Source organism: Pseudoalteromonas distincta, assembly GCF_000814675.1.
Lineage (GTDB): Bacteria > Pseudomonadota > Gammaproteobacteria > Enterobacterales > Alteromonadaceae > Pseudoalteromonas > Pseudoalteromonas distincta.
Map to the genome: position 1 here is coordinate 154,500 of NZ_JWIG01000021.1, position 20,556 is coordinate 175,055.

The 20,556-nt window shown below is 39.4% G+C and carries 20 protein-coding genes and 4 tRNA genes; 12 read left to right on the forward strand and 12 right to left on the reverse strand.

All coding sequences use genetic code 11. The features are described 5' to 3' along the window. Window positions 1–213 precede the first annotated feature (213 nt). A complete protein-coding gene (locus tag QT16_RS13060; RefSeq protein WP_002961083.1) occupies window positions 214–684 on the forward strand; it encodes an Rsd/AlgQ family anti-sigma factor in 471 nt (156 codons plus the stop codon). Between the two features lie 65 nt (window positions 685–749). Here the strand turns inward: QT16_RS13060 and fkpA are convergent, their stop codons facing one another. Continuing rightward, the gene (fkpA, locus tag QT16_RS13065) at window positions 750–1,496 is read right to left on the reverse strand and encodes an FKBP-type peptidyl-prolyl cis-trans isomerase (protein ID WP_004335950.1); all 747 of its coding nucleotides are present in this window, start codon (window positions 1,494–1,496) and stop codon (window positions 750–752) included. 215 nt (window positions 1,497–1,711) lie between these two features. On the opposite strand from fkpA, the gene QT16_RS13070 reads away from it, so the two are divergent. After that, window positions 1,712–2,710, forward strand: a complete 999-nt coding sequence (locus QT16_RS13070; protein ID WP_039488651.1) for a WD40 repeat domain-containing protein — start codon at window positions 1,712–1,714, stop codon at window positions 2,708–2,710. Further along, on the forward strand, window positions 2,697–2,912 hold the full coding sequence (locus QT16_RS13075) for a SlyX family protein (RefSeq protein WP_004335946.1): 216 nt from the start codon (window positions 2,697–2,699) through the stop codon (window positions 2,910–2,912). Before QT16_RS13070 ends, QT16_RS13075 begins: the two co-directional genes overlap by 14 nt. A 32-nt stretch (window positions 2,913–2,944) precedes the next feature. Here the strand turns inward: QT16_RS13075 and QT16_RS13080 are convergent, their stop codons facing one another. Continuing rightward, entirely contained in the window at window positions 2,945–3,148 is a 204-nt protein-coding gene (locus QT16_RS13080; protein WP_007378899.1) for a YheV family putative zinc ribbon protein, read from the reverse strand. Between the two features lie 132 nt (window positions 3,149–3,280). On the opposite strand from QT16_RS13080, the gene QT16_RS13085 reads away from it, so the two are divergent. The 5 genes from QT16_RS13085 (at window position 3,281) to QT16_RS13105 (ending at window position 8,785) form a co-directional block, all read left to right on the forward strand. Next, window positions 3,281–5,203 carry an ATP-binding cassette domain-containing protein gene (locus QT16_RS13085; RefSeq protein ID WP_008165349.1) on the forward strand — a complete coding sequence of 641 codons (1,923 nt, stop codon included), beginning with the start codon at window positions 3,281–3,283 and terminating at the stop codon, window positions 5,201–5,203. After that, window positions 5,187–5,609, forward strand: coding sequence for a TIGR02444 family protein (locus QT16_RS13090; RefSeq protein WP_039488652.1), 423 nt, complete (start codon window positions 5,187–5,189; stop codon window positions 5,607–5,609). The genes QT16_RS13085 and QT16_RS13090 overlap by 17 nt, the downstream gene beginning before the upstream one ends. Before the next feature lie 671 nt (window positions 5,610–6,280). Next, entirely contained in the window at window positions 6,281–7,267 is a 987-nt protein-coding gene (locus QT16_RS13095) for a hydrolase (RefSeq protein ID WP_039488654.1), read from the forward strand. Window positions 7,268–7,269: 2 nt separating this feature from the next. Next, entirely contained in the window at window positions 7,270–7,524 is a 255-nt protein-coding gene (locus tag QT16_RS13100) for a YheU family protein (RefSeq protein WP_004335925.1), read from the forward strand. 64 nt (window positions 7,525–7,588) lie between these two features. Then, a complete protein-coding gene (locus QT16_RS13105; protein WP_039488733.1) occupies window positions 7,589–8,785 on the forward strand; it encodes a dipeptidase in 1,197 nt (398 codons plus the stop codon). A 54-nt stretch (window positions 8,786–8,839) separates the two neighbouring features. Here QT16_RS13105 and QT16_RS13110 read toward each other — a convergent pair whose 3' ends face one another. From QT16_RS13110 to murB, 9 genes are all read right to left on the reverse strand, one after another. Beyond that, window positions 8,840–9,466 carry a hypothetical protein gene (locus QT16_RS13110; protein WP_039488655.1) on the reverse strand — a complete coding sequence of 209 codons (627 nt, stop codon included), beginning with the start codon at window positions 9,464–9,466 and terminating at the stop codon, window positions 8,840–8,842. A 231-nt stretch (window positions 9,467–9,697) separates the two neighbouring features. Continuing rightward, entirely contained in the window at window positions 9,698–10,882 is a 1,185-nt protein-coding gene (gene tuf / locus QT16_RS13115) for an elongation factor Tu (RefSeq protein ID WP_039488657.1), read from the reverse strand. Window positions 10,883–11,011: 129 nt separating this feature from the next. Beyond that, window positions 11,012–11,087: transfer RNA gene (locus QT16_RS13120), tRNA-Thr, on the reverse strand. 11 nt (window positions 11,088–11,098) lie between these two features. Continuing rightward, a tRNA-Gly gene (locus QT16_RS13125) sits at window positions 11,099–11,173 on the reverse strand. Between the two features lie 44 nt (window positions 11,174–11,217). Then, window positions 11,218–11,302, reverse strand: a tRNA-Tyr gene (locus QT16_RS13130). A gap of 40 nt (window positions 11,303–11,342) precedes the next feature. Next, window positions 11,343–11,418: transfer RNA gene (locus tag QT16_RS13135), tRNA-Thr, on the reverse strand. A gap of 126 nt (window positions 11,419–11,544) precedes the next feature. Continuing rightward, a complete protein-coding gene (locus QT16_RS13140; protein WP_039488659.1) occupies window positions 11,545–12,255 on the reverse strand; it encodes a type III pantothenate kinase in 711 nt (236 codons plus the stop codon). Beyond that, a complete protein-coding gene (gene birA, locus QT16_RS13145; protein ID WP_039488660.1) occupies window positions 12,252–13,244 on the reverse strand; it encodes a bifunctional biotin--[acetyl-CoA-carboxylase] ligase/biotin operon repressor BirA in 993 nt (330 codons plus the stop codon). The genes QT16_RS13140 and birA overlap by 4 nt, the downstream gene beginning before the upstream one ends. Next, a complete protein-coding gene (murB, locus tag QT16_RS13150) occupies window positions 13,244–14,251 on the reverse strand; it encodes a UDP-N-acetylmuramate dehydrogenase (protein ID WP_039488661.1) in 1,008 nt (335 codons plus the stop codon). The genes birA and murB overlap by 1 nt, the downstream gene beginning before the upstream one ends. A 143-nt stretch (window positions 14,252–14,394) precedes the next feature. Between murB and QT16_RS13155 the strand changes: the two genes are divergently transcribed. After that, window positions 14,395–16,236: a M1 family metallopeptidase gene (locus QT16_RS13155; protein ID WP_039488662.1), complete on the forward strand. Its 1,842-nt coding sequence runs from the start codon at window positions 14,395–14,397 to the stop codon at window positions 16,234–16,236. A 58-nt stretch (window positions 16,237–16,294) separates the two neighbouring features. Here QT16_RS13155 and QT16_RS13160 read toward each other — a convergent pair whose 3' ends face one another. Further along, complete coding sequence (locus tag QT16_RS13160) at window positions 16,295–16,894, reverse strand: DUF2057 domain-containing protein (RefSeq protein WP_004334921.1); 600 nt, start codon at window positions 16,892–16,894, stop codon at window positions 16,295–16,297. A 92-nt stretch (window positions 16,895–16,986) separates the two neighbouring features. Here QT16_RS13160 and QT16_RS13165 point away from each other — a divergent pair, with 92 nt between their 5' ends. The 3 genes from QT16_RS13165 to QT16_RS13175 all read left to right on the forward strand — a co-directional run bounded on the left by QT16_RS13165 (window position 16,987) and on the right by QT16_RS13175 (window position 20,554). Next, entirely contained in the window at window positions 16,987–17,355 is a 369-nt protein-coding gene (locus QT16_RS13165) for a histidine triad nucleotide-binding protein (protein ID WP_004334923.1), read from the forward strand. 219 nt (window positions 17,356–17,574) lie between these two features. Further along, the gene (locus tag QT16_RS13170) at window positions 17,575–18,231 is read left to right on the forward strand and encodes a helix-turn-helix transcriptional regulator (RefSeq protein ID WP_004334929.1); all 657 of its coding nucleotides are present in this window, start codon (window positions 17,575–17,577) and stop codon (window positions 18,229–18,231) included. Between the two features lie 166 nt (window positions 18,232–18,397). After that, window positions 18,398–20,554: a response regulator gene (locus QT16_RS13175; RefSeq protein ID WP_039488664.1), complete on the forward strand. Its 2,157-nt coding sequence runs from the start codon at window positions 18,398–18,400 to the stop codon at window positions 20,552–20,554. Window positions 20,555–20,556 lie beyond the last annotated feature (2 nt).

Here is a 20,556-nt window from a genome sequence, read left to right on the forward strand (position 1 = left end):
TTGTTATAACAAGTCACTGAAAGAAATTAGACCACCGTAACTGGTGGTTTTTTCTTGCCTAAAATAAAATCCCTCACCTCGGTTTATATAAAAAGGTACAACCCTCAAAGTAGCTCAACTTTACTTGTTGATATACGCGCAAATTAAATATATCTTGATGTACATAAACTTATTATATTTAAATTAAAAACCAACCCAGCTAGGAGAACAGTTATGCTGACGCGTGTAGAAAAAGCTCAACAGAAATGGGGTGGTAGCCACACAGTAATTGATAAATGGCTAAACGAACGCCAAGAACTTATTGTACTTTACTGCAAAATTGCAGGCTTTACGCCGTACGAAAAGCAAGATCAAGCATTGCCAGAGCCAAAACTAATTGAATCATTTTGCCAGCTTTTAATGGATTACCTATCTGCAGGCCATTTTGAAGTATATGACGATATAGCAAAAGCATGCGAAAAAAAGGGCTTACAAAGCCAAGAGCTTGCAAACTCTATTTACCCGCGTATTTCTAGCACAACCGATGTGGCGTTAGATTTTAATGATAAGTACGCAGAAGTAGACAAAGAAGACTTATTGAAAGACTTTGATAATGACTTATCTGTTATTGGTGAGGCATTAGAAGCACGTTTTGCACTTGAAGATGAGCTTATTGATAACTTGTTTTCTAATCATGCAAATTAATACGTTACTTACACGTATTAAAAAAGGGACCTAAGGTCCCTTTTTGCATTTACACAATAAGCTTATTATTGTGCTGGTGCTTCTTCATTTTGAATTTCAAGTAATTCAACTTCAAATACAAGTGTTGAATTAGCTGGAATCTTACCTAAGTCACGGTCACCGTAAGCAAGTTCTGAAGGTATAGTGAACTTGTACTTAGAACCCACTGACATAAGTTGTAAACCTTCAGTCCAACCCGCAATTACGCGGTTAAGAGGGAAAGTTGTCGGTTCGTTACGTGCATATGAGCTATCAAACTCAGTACCGTCTAATAAAGTCCCTTTGTAGTGTACTTTAACTACATCAGTTGCCACTGGCTTTTCGCCATCGCCTTCGCTAAGTACTTCGTACTGTAGACCAGACTCAGTTACTGTAACGCCTTCTTTTTTAGCGTTGTCAGCTAGGTATTTAGCGCCTGCTTCTTTACTTTTTTCAGACTCTACTTTAGCTTTTTCTTCTTGCTTAGTACGTACTGATGTATCTAGTGCAGTTAATACTTCGCGAATTTTTTCTTCGTCAATTTTTGCATTGCCAGCAAGCGCATCTTCAAAACCACGAATTAAAAGTGCTTGGTCTAGTTCAATACCAATTTCTGTTTTGTCTGCTAGGTCTTTATTTAAAAAGTTACCTACAGATGCACCAATACCGTATGCTTGTTGCTGTTCTACAGTGTCTAATTTAACTTCAGCTTGTTCTTTTTTTGCTTCTTGATTACAAGCTGTAAGCGCTAAAACTGACGCTGCAATCAATGACAATCTAATCGTCTTTTTCATTTTAAATCTCCGACACACTTTGCAGTTGTCATTTTAATGTATTATTACTAGTGAAAGATTAACGGCCCACATGATAGGCTGCTTGTTTAATGACTAAATTCCATATTGTTAGCTAAACTAAAAACATATCCAGTGATTAGACAAACAACCTAGGCATTTAACGCGTCCTAGTCTAACCTCTCAGTCACTAAGAGTTAAGGGGAAATACCTGTAATATGTCGATATTTCGTACTTTTTTAATCGTATTTAGCTGTTTTTTAGCCATCGCCTGTACCGATAAAAAACAACACGCTGTAGCAAGTTACGAACATGCTGCACAAGGTGCGTTTTCATCAACAGTTTCAAACGATGGTAAATACAGTTTGATCTCCTCTATCAACCATGGGGCCGCTCTGTGGGATAATCAACAGCAGGTGCTAAAATACCAATGGTTTCAGCAGCAGTCACAAGACAGCCTAGTGTACGCTGTTGCCATTGCTTTTGATAACAGCGTGGCAGTTACCGCCGAAAAAACCACATTTGCTGTGTGGGATATAACCACAGGCAAAAATAAAGGTTATTACAAAATACAAAAAGCCAGTATTCGCGATATTGCCATTAGCAATCAAGGCCGTAGTGTTTTATACGGCCGTAGCGACGGCGTTGTCGTATTTGTAAACCTAGAAACCGGACGTCGTATTGAGTTTTTAGGTCATCAAGATAAAGTTAACACCGTTGACCTTTCACCTAACGGACGCTTTGCCTTAAGTGGCTCTAACGATTATGTTGCTTACTTTTGGGATACACGTACAGGCCAAGTAATTCATCGTTTTAATCACCCAACGCGTGTTACCCAAGTAACGCTCGATCCACAAGGTCGCTATGCGTTTACGGCCGATAGTATGGCACAAGCAAATGTATGGAAGCTGACTACAGGTGATCTTGTGAGTAAACTGAAGTATATTGCGCGTCAGAAAATTTTTACTGCTGTGCGTTTTAACGAACAAGGCACTTTGCTTGCAACCGGCTCGCCAAATAAGCGCGTAGATTTGTGGCAAATACCAAGCGGTGAAAAAATTCAAACTTGGCAGGTTACCCCGCGCGAAGGCAGTAAGCCTAAATCGGCGGTGGTGCTAGATGTGACATTTACAGATAACGGTAAGTCGTTGTTAACCGAAAGCTCCAGCGGGATCGCAGAGCGATTTATTATACGAGAGAATAATGAACACAATTGAACATCGCTTAATGGAACTTGAAGCCAAAGTGGCTTTTCAAGACGAAACGATTGAAGTCTTAAATGATGAAATAAAAGTGCACCAACAGCTGTTAGCAAAAATGAAACGCCAAACCGAGCTGCTAGCAGAGAAAATTAAAGAGTCGCAGTCATCATCGTCTATGATGTCTGAAGTACCTGAGCCACCTCCACCGCATTACTAAAACCGGTAAAAATTAGGCAATAAAAAACCGGGTTAGTCGCCCGGTTTAAACACACCAATTACTTGTTCAAATTGGCGAGTAGACGCCTGAACAGCGTTATCGGGTTGCGCCATTTTATGACCACACTCAACACACTCTACTTTTTCAACATCATGTTCTCTGTATAGCATCATAGTATCCATGGCTTTGCAGTCAGGGCACGATGCACCAGCAATAAATCGCTTCTTTTGTCTCACAACATTTTTCCTGTGGTTTGAACTGCTGTCATTTTATCGTATAACTTCACTTGTTGATACGCTTGATAAGAGCATTAAGTTCTATGTTATGATAGCGCCAACTTAACAAGGGCACAGCAAAGTAACGCATTCATGATCCAAATCTCAGAAATAGAACTACTTCGTGGCGGTAAAGCCTTATTAAAAAACGCATCAGCTACGTTATTTCCAGAACACAAAGTAGGCCTTGTTGGCGCTAATGGCTGTGGAAAATCAACGTTATTTGGTTTACTAAAATCAGAACTACAACTAGATGCCGGTAACTGCAGCATTCCAAAAGATTGGTCTATCGCCTCTGTTAAGCAAGAGACACCTGCCCTTGAAATAAGCGCGATTGATTACGTACTTCAAGGCCACCCAGAATACTACGCAATGCGTATAGCACTGCGTGAGGCCGAGAAAAACAACGATGGCGACACACAAGCAAAAGTACATATTCAGCTTGAAAACATTAAAGGCTATAGCATTGAATCAACCGCAGGTGAGCTATTACACGGCTTAGGCTTTGCCAATAACCTTATAGAAAATCCAGTAAGCTCGTTCTCTGGTGGTTGGCGTATGCGTTTAAACCTTGCCCAAGCATTAATACGCGACGCCGATTTACTATTACTCGATGAGCCAACAAACCACCTTGATTTAGATGCCGTTTATTGGCTTGAACGCTTTTTGCGTGCTTATACCGGCACCCTTGTACTTATATCGCATGACCGTGAGTTTTTAGATGCGGTGGTTGATCAAATTTGGCATGTAGATAAGCAACTTATTAACGTGTACAAAGGTAACTACTCGCAGTTTGAGCGCCAAAAAGCTGAGCGCTTACTACAACAACAAGCAATGTTTGATAAGCAACAAGATCAAATTGCTCACCTTGAGCAGTTTATAACGCGCTTTAAAGCAAAAGCCAGTAAAGCTAAACAAGCACAAAGCCGTGTGAAAGCGCTTGAACGCATGGAAAAACTAGCGCCAGCACATGCCGACTCGCCGTTTAACTTTGAGTTTGCAGAGCCAAAAGCATTGCCAAACCCACTAATGACGATAGATAAAGCCAAAGCGGGTTATGGTGACGTCACTATTTTAAATAATATAGAGCTAAACCTTGTACCAGGCAGCCGAATTGCTTTACTTGGTCGAAATGGCGCAGGTAAATCAACGTTAATTAAACTGCTTTCTGGTGATTTAGAGCCGCAAGCGGGCGAAGTTGTTCAGCATCACGGATTAAATATTGGTTACTTTGCGCAGCATCAACTTGAATCTCTTGATTTAAAAGCCAGTGCAATAATGCATTTACAACGCCTCGACCCAAAAGCCACTGAGCAATCACTACGTGACTTTTTAGGTGGTTTTGCCTTTATTGGCGATAAAGCACTTGAGCCTGTAGCCCCGTTTTCGGGCGGCGAAAAAGCACGATTAGTGCTTGCCATGTTGGTATATCAAAAGCCAAACTTATTACTACTCGATGAGCCAACTAACCACCTTGATTTAGAAATGCGTCATGCACTTGTTATGGCACTACAAGGCTTTGAAGGCGCCATGGTTACCGTATCGCATGATCGCCATATGCTTAAAAACACTGCCGATGAGTTTTACTTAGTCGATGACGGCAAAGTAACCCAGTTTGGTTACGACTTAGACGCGTATTATCAATGGTTACTTAACGCGAATAAAGAAGCGGTTAAAGCGCAGCAAAGCGACGAGCCTAAAGCAAACCCGGGTGTTAACCGCAAAGAGCAAAAACGCTTAGAGGCTGAGTTTAGAAAGGCCACTCAGCCACTTAAAAAGCAAATTGAAAAGCTTGAAAAGCAACTCGATAAATTCACCGCGGAATTAAGTGAAGTGGAAGTGACCTTAGGTGATAACGAACTCTACAACGACGACAACAAAGCCAAGCTTAAAGAGTTATTAGCCAAGCAAGCAACCCTTACGCCTAAACTTAACGACGTTGAAGAAGAGTTACTTATGGCACTTGAAGAAATGGAAGAAAAAGAGCAGGCATTCGCCGATGAACTTGCTCAATAGCGACCATTTTTGGCAATTTGCGTGCACTTTGTACGCAAAGCCTGAGCAACAAACAACCTTGCTGGCACTACAAAACCAGCAAGGAAAAAACGTTAATTTATGCTTATTACTGCTTTATTTAGACTCATTAAATTTAAGTGTTAATACCCAACAGCTAAACGAGTTAATAAACGTAACTAGTGACTTTGATACTCATACATTACGACCCCTACGCGCCGCTCGTAGCTATTTAAAAGCTAACCAGAATGCGATAAGTAATTACGCCACAATACGTGCAGAGTTGCTAAGCGCTGAGCTGAAGCTTGAAAAACAACAGCAACATATGTTGATTGAAACAGTAAATGAGCTTGAATTAGTCAAACTTTCAGAGCCAAACAACATTGAGCTATATGTGAAAGCCACTTAGGGTATTAGTTTTTATACCCTCCTCCACTTCTTATTTTCTTTGTGCACAAAACCTTCAAGTAATTTACTCACAAAGAGGTTAAGAGGCGCTTCGCTTTTAGAGGAAAACAAAATAACTTAGATATAAATATTGAGCAGTTTGTTGCTCTACCCTCATTTACTTCTCATTCTTTTCTCTTTGTGCAAAAAATCTTTAAGTGGTTTACTCAAAAAAGTTTAAAGCGCTACGCTTTTAGGTAAAGTGAAAAACTCTCTTAGCTCTCAGTGGTAATAACTTACCAACCCTTAAAACATGATCTAAATCAACTTAGCGTCACTCCTATAGCTGCTTAGAAAAATAACTTGATCTCGATCACGTTGCGACCTGCAAACACAGCCTATGATTAACCCATCAACAACGAGGGGAGCAACTCATGAACGTATTCTTTAGAGACTTTTTTACAGATCCAGTTTTATTTATGTCTTTTGGGTTTTTAACCATAGTTGTTTCTTTGTGTATCTTTTTTGCTTTTTTCTTTTTGAAAAAAATACATGACGCAGAAATTCCCGAACAAAATTAAGCACGACGCACTAAAGCGCCTTATTAGTTTACTAGTTAGGCGCTTTTTATTTTCTGAAGCGAAAAATTTGATACACTAGCTTTTCGTTTAATACAAAGTGCGTAGTACAAACATGATCTCTCAGTTCAAACCAGCATGGTGGATGACCAATCGTCACGTTCAGACCATAATGCCGCGTTTTTTCCGCCCATTTCACAATACGTCCTACGAACTTGAGCAACTTGATACACCTGATGGTGACTTTATTGAGCTTGCATGGTCACTTCCACATAATGAAACCGCACCACTTGCTGTTGTTTTGCACGGACTCGAAGGCAATATAAATAGCTTTTATGCCAAAGGCATGATGAAGGCGTTAAAAAAACAAGGTTATGCAGTTGTGCTTATGCACTTTAGAAATTGCTCAACCGAAGTAAATCGCCTACCACGTGCTTATCACAGCGGTGACACCGCCGATTTAGCTTTTTTTATAAATCACTTAAAGCTACAATTTCCTAAGCGCACTATGGTAGCTGTTGGTTTTTCATTGGGCGGTAACGTACTTGCCAAATACTTAGGTGAAGAACGCGAAAAATGCCCATTAAGTGCAGCTGCGGTGGTATCTGCTCCTTATGATTTGTCGTCATCGAGCGATGTTATTCGTAAAAGCTTAGGTAAAATTTACCAAAAATATCTGCTCGATCGGATGAAAAAATCTATGCAGCGAAAGCTGCCACAAATTAAGCAGCAAATTTCATTAACGCCAAAACAGTTAATGAAAATTGACGATTTATTAGAGTTTGATAATCAGTTAACAGCCCCTCTACATGGTTTTGAAAACGCACACGATTACTACCGTAAAGCCAGTGCTATGCCGTACTTGAAAGATATCGCTGTGCCCACACTTATTATTCATTCCAAAGACGACCCTATGCTCTCAATTAAAGCCGTACCGAGTAGGCAAGACGTAAGTGAGCATGTTACGCTGCGCATCTCTGACAAGGGCGGGCATGTTGGTTTTATTAGCGGTAAAAATCCGTTTAAACCTATATTTTGGTTAGAAAAAGTCGTCCCTCATTATTTTAGCCAGCACGTATCAAATAAAGCGAGTAACAAGTAGTAATGATTATCCCTTTTGAACAACTCGATCAAGACACTCTTTATAACTTAATCGAAAGCTACGTATTACGCGAAGGTACCGATTATGGTGAAGTAGAGGCAAGCATCGAATCTAAAGTAAGCCAAGTAAAGCTGCAGCTTAAAAATGGCGAAGCGATGGTGTTTTTCTCAGAATTACACGAGTCTGTAACTATAATTTCAAAAGGCGAATTTAAAGCCCTGCAAAGTGAAGAGCATCAAGCACAGTCGTTTGATTAAGGCGTAGTACTTGTAACTTTTGAATTGAACGTACACAATGGCTTTTTACCCAAAGAGCCAAAACATGATAAAACTCAGCACTCTAGTGGTAGCCATATCACTAGCTTTAACTAGCCAAGCCCAAGCAGAACAAACAATAACAGCATCTGACAAGGCAATTAAACTCGCTAAAGATACCATCATAATTGATACCCATATTGACGTACCTTATCGAATTCACGAAAGCTGGGTTGATGTAACCCAAGCAACTAGTGATGGCGATTTTGACTATCCTCGCGCTGTAAAAGGCGGTTTAAACGCCCCATTTATGTCGATTTATATTCCTGCGCATTTAGAGTTTGAAGGTAAAGGAAAAAGCTACCAGCTAGCCAATCAAATGATTGATAGTATGGAAGCCATAGTCCAGCGCGCACCCGATAAGTTTGCTATTGCTAGCTCAAGCACTGATATTAAAGAGCAATTTAAACAAGGTAAGCTGTCTATAGCCATGGGTATGGAAAATGGCTCTCCAATCGAAGGTGATATGAAAAACCTTCAGCACTTTTACGACCGCGGCATTCGTTACATCACGCTAGCGCACTCTCAAAGCAACCATATTTCGGATTCGTCTTACGATATACGCCGTAAATGGAAAGGCTTAAGCCCATTTGGTAAAAAGCTTGTCACTGAAATGAATAATATAGGCATGCTAATTGACGTATCGCATATTTCTGATGATGCGTTTTATCAGGTTATGGAGCTTTCTAAAACACCAGTAATTGCCTCTCATTCATCACTTCGTAAATACACGCCTGGCTTTGAGCGTAATATGAATGACGATATGTTATTAGCACTTAAAGAAAATGGCGGCGTTATTCAAATCAACTTTGGATCAAGCTTTGTTACCGCTAAAGCAGGTAGTTGGGGCAAGCAATTAAAAAGTACAAAAGAGTCAGCTAAAAAAGAAGGCACTAAGTTAAGTAAAGATTTTGATGCTGCGTACCGTGCTAAAAATCCGTATCCATTTGCAAGTCTTGAGCAAGTACTTGACCATATTGATCACGTAGTTGAGCTAATTGGTATTGATTATGTAGGTATTGGCTCTGATTATGATGGAGTTGGCGATTCATTACCTATCGGCTTGAAAGATGTATCTAGCTACCCAAATCTTGTCCAAGGTTTAATGGATAGAGATTACAGCGACAAAGATATTAAAAAGATTCTTAGCGGTAATTTATTAAGAGTTTTAAAACAAGCTGAAGAGTATGCTAAAAAGCATTAAACTGTCAGCGGTGTAATTTACTGGTATATAAGCGTAGAAAACCCTGCGCTTATATTAATAATGGTGAGATTTAAGCTTTGCTAGAACACAATCAATGATTGTATTTATATATCTATTTATTTCTTCTTCTTCTTTTGAGCTTTCTTCTAAAGTTCGTGCGTTTTCATAATGTTTACGCAACTCTTTCGGATTATATTTAAATCCATCAATTTTCGAATGAGAATTTGGCCCACAACGCAAATATTTGCAAATATTGACTAACTTTTCTGACTCCTCTTCATTTAAAAAGTTATTACATCTAGCGCTATCTATAATAAATAAAAGTAAATAATCATGCTCTTTGGATATTATTTTAGAGAATAAAAAGTTACACCAAAGATTACCGCTGCCATCATTATCTTTGCCATTTTGCATAAGATCTTTCAATTCATATAACCTTAAAGAAAGATTTCCTGTTAATTGAAATTTGGCAAAGTTATTGGATTCTTTTGCTATCAGATAAGTAATAAAAGCAATAACTGCAGTAATTCCAGCTATAATTAACGTAAGAAGATCAGCAATACTTAATTCCATATAAACCCTCTGTAAAATCGGTAAATAAATTAATATAAAAAACAGTGATAAGTCCCAGACAGGATATCTCTTATCTATTTTTTCAAAATAGTTAAAAAAAGGGTCCAAATTAATTCCTTTTTATTTTATTGACACAGCTTTACTCTAAAAGCTTTTTTAGGATGCCCAAAGCCGCCTTATTTGGCAAATAATACCACAAAGAACATTCCCTCGGGTTTCGTAAAACTCAACCCAAGCTACGGCAATAATTCTATACCTAGGAGCAAATCACTTTTCTTCAGGCATTAAAAAAGGCCACCTGGGTGACCTTTTTCTAACAATTAACTTAAAAGTTAATTATTACTCTACGATAGTTGCTACAACACCAGCACCTACAGTACGACCACCTTCACGGATAGCAAAACGAAGACCTTCATCCATCGCGATTGGTGCGATTAGAGTTACTGTCATCTTGATGTTATCACCAGGCATTACCATTTCTACGCCTTCTGGTAACTGTACGTCACCAGTTACGTCAGTTGTACGGAAGTAGAACTGTGGACGGTAACCTTTGAAGAATGGAGTATGACGACCACCTTCATCTTTAGAAAGTACGTATACTTCTGAAGTGAATGTAGTATGTGGGTTGATTGAACCAGGCTTAGCTAGTACTTGACCACGTTCAACGTCTTCACGCTTAGTACCACGTAGAAGTGCACCAATGTTCTCACCAGCACGACCTTCGTCAAGAAGCTTACGGAACATTTCAACACCAGTACAAGTAGACTTAGTAGTCTCTCTGATACCAACGATTTCAACTTCGTCATTTACGTTGATGATACCAGCTTCAACACGACCAGTTACAACAGTACCACGGCCTTGGATTGAGAAAACGTCTTCGATAGGCATGATGAATGGCTTATCGATGTCACGCTCTGGCTCTGGGATGTAAGAATCAAGTGCATTTGCAAGCTCAACAATCTTATCTTCCCACTCTTTCTCGCCTTCTAACGCTTTAAGCGCAGAACCAGCGATTAGAGGTAAGTCATCACCTGGGAAATCGTATTCAGAAAGAAGTTCACGAACTTCCATTTCTACTAGTTCAAGTAGCTCTTCGTCATCAACCATGTCACATTTGTTCATGAACACAACGATGTAAGGAACGCCAACTTGACGAGAAAGAAGGATGTGCTCACGTGTTTGTGGCATAGGGCCATCTGTCGCAGCAACTACTAAGATCGCGCCATCCATTTGAGCAGCACCAGTGATCATGTTTTTAACATAATCGGCGTGACCAGGACAATCTACGTGTGCGTAGTGACGTGTAGGAGTATCGTATTCAACGTGAGACGTTGAAATAGTGATACCACGTTCGCGCTCTTCTGGAGCGTTGTCGATTGATGCGAAATCTTTAGCAACACCGCCGTATACTTTTGCAAGTACGTTAGTGATTGCTGCAGTTAGTGTAGTTTTACCGTGGTCAACGTGGCCGATTGTACCAACGTTTACGTGCGGTTTTACGCGTTCAAACTTTTCTTTTGCCATGACGGAACCTATCAGTTTTGTGTATCTAAATTACATATGAAAATAATCCACCAAAGGTAGATTAAGTTAATCTTTTTCAAATAGTATTTTCTGACAGATAAAGGAAGTAATCAAGGAGATTCTTAGGACTGGTGCTGATAGGCAGAGTCGAACTGCCGACCTCACCCTTACCAAGGGTGCGCTCTACCAACTGAGCTATATCAGCAACACAAGAACTGGAGCGGGCAGCGGGAATCGAACCCGCATCATCAGCTTGGAAGGCTGAGGTAATAGCCATTATACGATGCCCGCATAAAAATCTGTTCTTAAACTACCTCTAACCGTCAAGAATAAAGTGGTGGAGGGAGCTGGATTCGAACCAGCGAAGGCTGAGCCGTCAGATTTACAGTCTGATCCCTTTGGCCGCTCGGGAACCCCTCCACGATAATTCTCTACTAATTCACTTCCGGTAAAAGGAAAGTGGTGCCGACTAACCGAGTCGAACGGTTGACCTACTGATTACAAGTCAGTTGCTCTACCAGCTGAGCTAAGTCGGCACTGCTTTAGTACGGGGCGAGATATTAGAGTAAGGTTTATTGGGATGCAACTATAAAATTAAAAAAAGTGTAAATTTTTAGTTTAAATGCTCAATATTCACGCGAAAACACGTTTTTTGCACTTTTTTATGTTGTTTTGCTTAGCTGGTGCCAGTAATTTAACCCCTTCATTACGAGTAATGAATCAAAAATACTTCCCTCAAATTGCTGTTGTAAAAGCAAGCCATAGCCACCAGCAAAAATTATTTGTACTTTTTGCTCTGTTTTTTTATCCGTTAAGTGCAACTTAGCTTGCTCAATTGCTCCAATGGTTGCCACTAAAGCACCATTTTTTAAACCATTAGGCGTGTTTTTACCCAGTTCATTGGTAAATGGAGTTTTACCATCATCAAAAACACGTTGAGTATTTTGTGTAAGTGATGAGGTCATTAAATCAAGCCCAGGTAAAATCCAGCCACCTAAATGCAACCCTTCACTACTAAGCACATCAATTGTTGTCGCAGTACCCGCATCAACAACAATGCATGCTGTGTTTGGATATAACGTAAATCCAGCAATAAGCGCAAGCCACCTGTCTATGCCTAAGTTAGCTACATGCTCGTAAGCGCATACAAGATTTCCAAGCGTTTTGGTTACCTTGGCTTCAAAACAAATAATATTATTGCTAACCGCTTGCGCGAGAATATCGTTTAGTAAATCACTGCGCCCTACACATGCATAAATCACTTCGGTTATTTGTAACCAAGGCAGGTTATTTATATCTGCCGGTTGTGCTTGCTCGTTATGCCACAACACAGCTTTTAATGATGTATTTCCTACGTCGATCAATAATCTCATAATTGCGCCTTTCTAAGGGAGACTTCCCCGCCGTAATAACTTTTTACTTCCCCGTCTTGGCGAATTCGTATTCCACCTTGTGCGTCAATACCTTCACATATTCCACGCCAGCTTCTGTGCCCTGTGTTTAGTTCAACATATTCACCAGCAAACGCATTGAGCGAATTCCATTGCTTATACATAGCTTGCAAACCCGTTTGACGATACTGCGCTAAACGCTGCTCCAAATGATGAGTAAGAGAAGCCACAAGTTGGTTTTTATCAAGCTTTTGAGTATGTTGATTTAAGTCGGTCCACGCTTGGTCTATATGCTGACTAAAGCTCTCAGGCATTTGTAAATTAATACCGATACCAATCACTAACTGACAAGGTCCTTGCGGTTGTCCATCTAATTCAACCAATACACCTGCAAGTTTTTGCTTATTTATATAAATATCGTTAGGCCACTTAAGTTCTACGTCAACTTGGTATAACGTTTTAATAGCATCATAAACAGCTAGGCCTACCGCAATTGATACGCCCATTGCAGCTTGTAAGCCGTCATCTAAACGCCAAAAGTAACTGTAATACAAATTAGCGCCAAATGGGGATTGCCAAACACGGCCGCGTCTACCACGTCCTGCTTGCTGCATTTCAGCAACAATAACAGTGCCAGACTCAAGCGTTGTTTTGGCCTGTATACGGCGCATAAGCTCGCTGTTGGTCGAATCAATAATAGGGTGTACTTCTACATCGGCAGTATTTGCACCTAGCGCTTTGTAGTGCTGATCAATTTGCGTTTTATTTAAAAGGCCCACCTGACTATTCAAACAATAGCCTTTGCCAGTCACTTTAAAAATATCCAAGCCCATTTCTTGTAACGTTTTAATATGTTTACTTACCGCAGCTCGGCTAATACCTAGCTTTTCACCCAAGACTTGACCAGATACAAACCCTCCTTGGTTGAGTGCATTTAAAATAGCGAGTTTGTTTCCATCAGGTGCTTTCATTACTTAGGCTCCGCGTTAATATGGCATTCGCTGCGTGCATCCATTAAACGTACTTCGTGCTCTAACATAATGTTGTAACGCGTATAAACAACTTGCTGAATGTGTTTAATCATTTTTATTAGGTCGCTGCCTTCACTATTTCCGTGATTAACAAGTACTAGAGCTTGTTGTTGATGCACTTCTATACCAGCCTCGCGGTGCCCTTTTAAACCACTTTGATCGATTAACCAACCTGCCGCGACCTTGTGATAATTTTGCCCATATTCGTAATGAGGTAAATCGGCAAATTGCTTTAATAGTTCAGCTAACTGCTGGTTGGTTATTATTGGATTTTTAAAAAAGCTGCCCGCATTGGCAAGTGTATATGGGTTAGGTAATTTGCTATTACGCGTTTTTATAACCTGTTCGAATACAGCTTGCGGGGTGATGCTTGAGAGCTGCTGCAAAGGGCCATAACTTAATACTGGTTGCCATTTTTTTGGGAGTGCTAAGTGTACTTGCGTGATCACCGCTTTATTTTTAAGGGCATGTTTAAATATTGAGTCTCTGTAAGCAAATTCACATTGCTCGTTATTTAATGAATGCATAGTGTTAGTGGTTATATCAAAGTACTCTACCAACTCAACAAATTTAGCTATCTCAACGCCATAAGCACCAATATTTTGTACCGGCGATGCGCCAACAGTGCCCGGTATAAGTGCTAGATTTTCAAGCCCTGGTATATTTTTCTCTAATAAATAGCTAACTAGTTGATGCCAGTTTTCGCCTGCGGCAATACTTATTAGTGTGTCGCTCTCGCGCTCGGTAATTTTAATACCTTTTAAAGCTATTTTTATAACCGTACCCATGTAGTCATTTAAAAATACGGTATTACTGCCCTCGCCCAGCAAACAAAACGGTGCACTAAAACTTTGCGTTTTAAGTTGCTCAAGCTGAGTAATTTCAACAAAATTTTGGCATTGGCTGTTTAATGCGAATGTATGTAAGGAGTGTAATGAATGCGCCACAAAGCTCTCTAAAAATACCGGTAACTAATCGCAATAGTTTACCTCATCGTCGCAAATGTGGCACTAGATTGTAAAAATCACTCAACCCACCGTGTCAATCGTGATATAAAACCAGCACTTTTTTATTTGTGTTCAGAGTAATGATGAAAATTAAACCTCTTTTTTTAAGCCTCGCTATGGCGGGTATGTGTTCGCAAGCAATGGCTAATGCGATTGACCAAAACTCGTATGCTAACCTTGATGATGTTGTTACTACTCACTTAAACCTTGATTTAGATGTCGATTTTGCCGACAAGCAGTTAGAAGGTTTTGTAGAGCATACTCTTCAGTGGAACAACAGCAAAAGTAGAACTCTCGTACTTGATACCCGCGACTTAGACATTGATAAAGTAATGTACAAAGATCAAAGCGGTAACTGGAAAAAAGCGACTTTTGATTTAGCTAAGCGAGATGACGTTAAAGGTTCAAAGCTTACTATTGTGTTTAAAAACCAAGCTGAAGTAGTTCGTATTTATTACAACAGTCGTCCAGAAGCTTCAGGCCTGCAATGGTTAACACCAGAGCAAACGGCAAGTAAAACGCATCCATTTATGTACAGCCAATCGCAAGCAATTCATGCACGTAGTTGGATCCCAGTGCAAGATACACCCGCAATGCGTGTAACTTACTCTGCACGAATTCATACACCAAAAGATATACGTGCTGTAATGAGTGCCGATAACAAAGATGCGCTTTATAAAGATGGCGACTACATTTTTGATATGCCACAAGCAATTTCACCTTACCTAATTGCTATTGGCGCAGGTAACTTAGAATTTAAAGCAATGTCGCATCAAACAGGCATATTTGCTGAACCGACAATTTTAGATGCCTCAGTTGCTGAATTTGACGACACCCAAGCCATGATCGATAAAACAAACGCGATGTACGGCGAATATGCATGGGGTCGCTACGACTTATTAATGCTACCACCAAGTTTTCCGTTTGGTGGCATGGAAAATCCACGCTTATCATTTATTACTCCAACGGTTGTTGCTGGTGATAAAAGCTTAGTTAACCTTATTGCCCATGAGCTTGCTCATTCTTGGTCAGGTAACTTAGTAACTAACGCAACGTGGGAAGATTTATGGTTAAACGAAGGTTTTACCTCGTACGTTGAAAACCGCATTATGGAAGAAGTATTTGGCCGTGACCGTGCGGTTATGGAACAAGCACTTGATTCAGCGTCTTTACGCGCACAACTTAAAACAATTGATGCACCAGATACACGCCTTAATTTAAAACTTAACGGCCGCGACCCAGACGATGCGTTTAGCTCAGTGCCTTATACTAAAGGTCAATTATTTTTAATTTACCTAGAAAACAAATATGGTCGCGATAAATTTGACCCGTTTGTAAAAGCGTACTTTAAAGAGTTTTCGTTTAAATCTCTTACTACCGCGCAATTTGTTACTTACTTAAAAGCTAACTTAATTGAAAAGTATCCTGGTGTTGTAAGCATGGATAAAGTAAACGAATGGATTTTTGAACCTGGATTACCAAGTGATGCGCCAAACCCTACTTCTGATGCATTTGATAAAGTAGATACTGCAACAGCAGCATGGTTAAAAGGCGACACAACTGCAGCTCAACTGCCAACAGCTGATTGGTCTGTGCATGAGTGGCTACACTTTTTAAATAACTTACCACGTGATTTAAGCCAAGAGCACATGGTAGAGCTTGACTCAGAATTTAACCTAACACAGTCAACTAATGCCGAACGTGCATTTGCTTGGTTTATGCTAGCAGTAGGAAATGGTTATCAACCAATTTACCCTGCACTTGATAAGCACTTATCAGGCATTGGCCGTCGTAAGTTAATTGTACCGTTATATAAATCCCTTATCACTAACGGTAAAAAAGAGTGGGCACAAAGCGTGTACTTAAAAGCACGCCCTGGGTATCACCCACTTGCACAAGGTACTATTGACGCATTATTTGAATAAATAGCGTTAACTAGAAACTAAAAAGGGCCAAATTTGGCCCTTTTGTTTTGCTATTTTTCTACTTTGTCACTTTTTCTAAAAAAGCCTTACGCTCTGCAGTTGTGGCTTGTTGCCACCAAAAATCAAGCATTTGCGGCGCACTTGGCATGCCTTTACCTGTAATGGGTGCTATCGGCTTTATTGGCTGACTAGGACGAGAAGGTCCTGCAGGCATTGTATTTTGCATTACCGGTTTATTGCTTGCTAGCTGCGTGTTAGAAATAACACTTAAAGGCTTAGCAACAGCGCTACTTTTTGCTTTTAAACTAACTTGTGGTGCTTCTGCAAATACTTTTGCAGATACTGCATTTTCAGCACGATTAAACACTAAGGTATAATCTTTACCTGCTTCAACAGTTACACTTACCCAAAATGGTTCCGACTCCACAACTTCATGCGTGTCATAATCATCTTCATATAAATCGGTATATTTTAGCCTAAGTTGGTAAGTTCCTGGCGCAAGCTCTACATCATCAATACGGCTAAACAAAGAGCTTTCTAGCATTTTATCGCCCACTTGTAGTGGTACAATTTCTTCTGGAAAGTGAATATTTTCAGCATTAGCCGAAAAACTAAGTAGTAATGCAACTGCGCTACTGATTAAAATTGGTTTAAGCATATTAACTCCTTTATTTGATTTCAGTTTGACACTGCTTTGAAAGTTTGTCATTAGTGAGCTTAAAATTCATAACACTTAATTAGGAACACACTATGAGCCAAGAGACTATTTTTACCAAAATAATTAATCGTGAAATTCCGGCTGACATTGTCTACGAAGATGAAGACACCCTCGCATTTAAAGATATAAATCCACAAGCGCCATTTCATGTGCTAATTATCCCCAAAAAAGCAATTGCTACTATAAATGATATAAATCCTGAAAACTCACATTTAGTAGGCAATTTATACGTTGTTGCGGCAAAATTAGCTAAGCAACACAATTTTGCTGAGGACGGATACCGCGTGGTCATGAACTGTAACGAACATGGTGGACAAACCGTTTATCACATACATTTACATATGCTTGGCGGTAAAGAAATGGGATGGCCACCTTACCAAAATGTAAAAAAAGTAAATTAATTAAAAATTTTTATCTAACTATTCTGCTCAACCAATTAGTTACAAATGTTATGATTTTTCATGGTTATAAAGAATAAATAGTTACTTATTTGCAACATTTTATGTTTAAATAATCGTAAAATCGTATTTGTTATTGAGTGCTTCAGCGACTTTCTAATACAAAAGGTGCGGAAGTCGTGATAAACTTAAACAGTCAGCTTTATAAAAGAGTATAAAAACATGAGCAGTTCAGCCTTTTTGTTATTAGATCAAGAGCCAATTAACACTATTGGTATTAACGTTTTAGAACCTTTGTTAAAAACGCAAGGCCTTGACGTAACCACGGGTACTAATATTTTAGATATACCTGAAGGGACTCGACTTTTGTTTATCGAAACATCTAGCAAGGATGCATGGGGAAAACTAAAAGAACAACTAGTAAACCTACGTATTAAATGCGATATCATATTATTTAATCTAGACGAAAACCCTGAGCTTGCTAATCGTGCATTGTTGAGCGGTATTCGTGGCGTATTTTACACAACAGATAACGCCGATGTATTAATGAAAGGTATTCGCTTACTACTTGAAGATCAGCTTTGGTACCGACGCGATATTATGTGTAATGCATTAAATCGTATGCTGCAATTTAATAAAGATGCGCTGCATAAACTAACCGAAGGCGATATTGAGCCTGTTAAACTTACTAAGCGAGAAAAAGCAATAATCTCACTAATGAGTAAAGGTTCGAAGAATAAAGAAATCGCAGAAGATTTAAGTATCAGTCCACACACAGTTAAAACACATTTATATAGCGCATTTAGAAAAACTAAATGTCGTAACCGTATTGAGCTCCTATCTTGGGCACAACAAAATATCCCTGATGAAATTCGTTAATCATATATTTAGTTTAAAATTAAAAACAGACACTTAGGTGTCTGTTTTTGTATGTGTTACACACTTATTGAATACCAATTTGCTTGCCTAAGTGATCTGTTTTGATAATTGGTATAAGTGTATACTTTTGATAATCTTAGTTTAAAACTACTTTGCTGGAATATTAATGCTCGACTCTTTCACTCTTTATTTTGCCAGCATCGCCATTATGGTTGTAATGACCTTACTTAACTTTTTGACATGGCGAACAAACAAACAAATATCGGGCACGCTGCTATACATTTTCTATCCCATATTGCTATTAGGCTCTGTTATTGGTTTTACGCTTGTTGGTGATACACATAACTTAGTAATTATTAGCGCTGCCAGTAGCATGATGTTTGCCGCATCAATAGTGCATTGTTTATCGCTCAGTCAGTTTTTAAATTATCACGGCATTGGTTTTAAATTACTTTGCTCAGTGACCGCTTTTTGCACTGTAATGCTTGGCTATTACACCTTTTTTGACCCATCTTTACACGAAAGAGTGATTGCATCCGATATACAGCACATAGCAGAAGCCGGCTTTTTACTCTTTATATTTATTAAGTACGCGCGCAAACCCTACCCTAATGGCAGCATTGTATACATAACCATTTTAACGCTTGTTGCTTTGAGCTTTATCGGCCGCTCGTTATTTATGGATAACATTGAACAAAAAAACCTTTTAGTAAACGGCTGGTTTAGCTCTTTATTATTTTTAAATGGCGTAATTGCGCCCATGTTTTATGCTGCAGGTATGGCCTTATTATGTAATGAGCGCAGAGAGCAGCACCTTAATAAACTCGCCGATAAAGCACAAAAAGATTTAGAAATACGCGGGCTCTTTTTATCAACTATAAGCCACGAAATTCGCACCCCGCTAAACGGTATTTTAGGCAGCGCCCAACTTGTTATGAACCAAACAAGTGATACCCGCAATAAAGCCTATTGCGAGGCGATTATAAATTCTGCCGAATCACTTAATTTATTGGTAGATAAGGTCCTTGATTACGCGAGCCTAGATCAAAGTGACGAAGCGCTTTACGAAGAAGATGTAGAGTTTAAAACATGGCTTAATAATTTATGTTTATTACTAAGCCCTATGGCCGAGCAAAAGCAGCTAAAATTTGAGCTTATCTATAATATCCCTGAGCAAGCCTGTTATTACTGCGACCAACAAAAACTTAGACAAATAATTATTAATTTAGTCGGTAACGCTATTAAATTTACAGATCACGGAACCGTTAAAATTCAGGTTGATTTAGTATTAGAAAAACAACTTGAGCACACGATAAAAATTAGTGTAAAAGATTCAGGGCCAGGTATTGAAAATGATGAGATAGCCTACTTAACAGAACCTTATGTACAAAGTAGCGCAGGCAAAGAAAAAGGCGGAACCGGCCTTGGTTTAGCTATTACCAGTCGCCTGCTTGAAAAACTCAGTAGCCGACTCGAAATAGCCAGCCAGCTTGGTACTGGTAGTGTATTTAGCTTTACCGTTACTTTTACTTTAGGTGAATTAAGCCTTGTAGAGCAGCGCCATCAAACTAAAGATTACTTAACAGGTCTTGATGTACTACTGGTTGAAGATTTAGATTTAAATCAAAAAATTGCTATAGAATTTATGGCCGACGATGAACACAAAATTAAGCTCGCAAAAGATGGAAAAAGCGCCATAGAGCTCATGCAAGCCCACCACTTCGATGTTGTTTTGCTTGATATGAACCTACCTGATTTAACAGGCCAAGAAGTACTTAAACGTCTAAAACGCATTGATCATAAAAATCAACGAACGCCAGTACTCGCGTTTACTGCAAGCCTTAGTCCTGACGAGGTAAAAGAGTATTTAGAATTAGGAATAAAAGACATTGTAGGCAAGCCTATTAAGCATGAAAAGCTTCGCCAAGCACTTAGCGACTCTCAATCTAATCAAACTGCGAGCATTGCAGTAGAGCTTATTGATACCTTGTATGACAAAACAGCGGCCGAAACACTCACCAGCTCATTTAGTGAAGATGAAGTATCGTCGATTTATAATGAGTTTGTGCTCTCGGCGCGCAACAAGCTAATTCGCTGTCAAAAGCTTATTGATCAACATCCAGAGCAATGCATTAAACTTTTACATCGCCAAGCAAGTACCGCTCTGCAACTTGGTTTTAATCGCTATGGTATTGAGCTTAAAAAAATAGAGCGCCGTTTACTCGATAAAAAGCCACATAACGACATGCTTGATGAAGCGTTAGATCTGTGGCAACGCAGCTTAGAGCAATATTTAAAGTTTGTGCGTGGGCAGTTAGAGTAATA

Coding starts and splice junctions, on each gene's coding strand:
- fkpA (WP_004335950.1), bottom strand. CDS start 1,496: ATGAAAAAGACGATTAGATTGTCATTGATTGCAGCGTCAGTTTTAGCG.
- QT16_RS13085 (WP_008165349.1), top strand. CDS start 3,281: ATGATCCAAATCTCAGAAATAGAACTACTTCGTGGCGGTAAAGCCTTA.
- QT16_RS13070 (WP_039488651.1), top strand. CDS start 1,712: ATGTCGATATTTCGTACTTTTTTAATCGTATTTAGCTGTTTTTTAGCC.
- QT16_RS13160 (WP_004334921.1), bottom strand. CDS start 16,894: ATGCTTAAACCAATTTTAATCAGTAGCGCAGTTGCATTACTACTTAGT.
- QT16_RS13090 (WP_039488652.1), top strand. CDS start 5,187: ATGAACTTGCTCAATAGCGACCATTTTTGGCAATTTGCGTGCACTTTG.
- QT16_RS13075 (WP_004335946.1), top strand. CDS start 2,697: ATGAACACAATTGAACATCGCTTAATGGAACTTGAAGCCAAAGTGGCT.
- QT16_RS13175 (WP_039488664.1), top strand. CDS start 18,398: ATGCTCGACTCTTTCACTCTTTATTTTGCCAGCATCGCCATTATGGTT.
- QT16_RS13060 (WP_002961083.1), top strand. CDS start 214: ATGCTGACGCGTGTAGAAAAAGCTCAACAGAAATGGGGTGGTAGCCAC.
- QT16_RS13170 (WP_004334929.1), top strand. CDS start 17,575: ATGAGCAGTTCAGCCTTTTTGTTATTAGATCAAGAGCCAATTAACACT.
- birA (WP_039488660.1), bottom strand. CDS start 13,244: ATGAAAGCACCTGATGGAAACAAACTCGCTATTTTAAATGCACTCAAC.
- QT16_RS13095 (WP_039488654.1), top strand. CDS start 6,281: ATGATCTCTCAGTTCAAACCAGCATGGTGGATGACCAATCGTCACGTT.
- QT16_RS13165 (WP_004334923.1), top strand. CDS start 16,987: ATGAGCCAAGAGACTATTTTTACCAAAATAATTAATCGTGAAATTCCG.
- QT16_RS13105 (WP_039488733.1), top strand. CDS start 7,589: ATGATAAAACTCAGCACTCTAGTGGTAGCCATATCACTAGCTTTAACT.
- QT16_RS13155 (WP_039488662.1), top strand. CDS start 14,395: ATGAAAATTAAACCTCTTTTTTTAAGCCTCGCTATGGCGGGTATGTGT.
- tuf (WP_039488657.1), bottom strand. CDS start 10,882: ATGGCAAAAGAAAAGTTTGAACGCGTAAAACCGCACGTAAACGTTGGT.
- QT16_RS13100 (WP_004335925.1), top strand. CDS start 7,270: ATGATTATCCCTTTTGAACAACTCGATCAAGACACTCTTTATAACTTA.
- QT16_RS13140 (WP_039488659.1), bottom strand. CDS start 12,255: ATGAGATTATTGATCGACGTAGGAAATACATCATTAAAAGCTGTGTTG.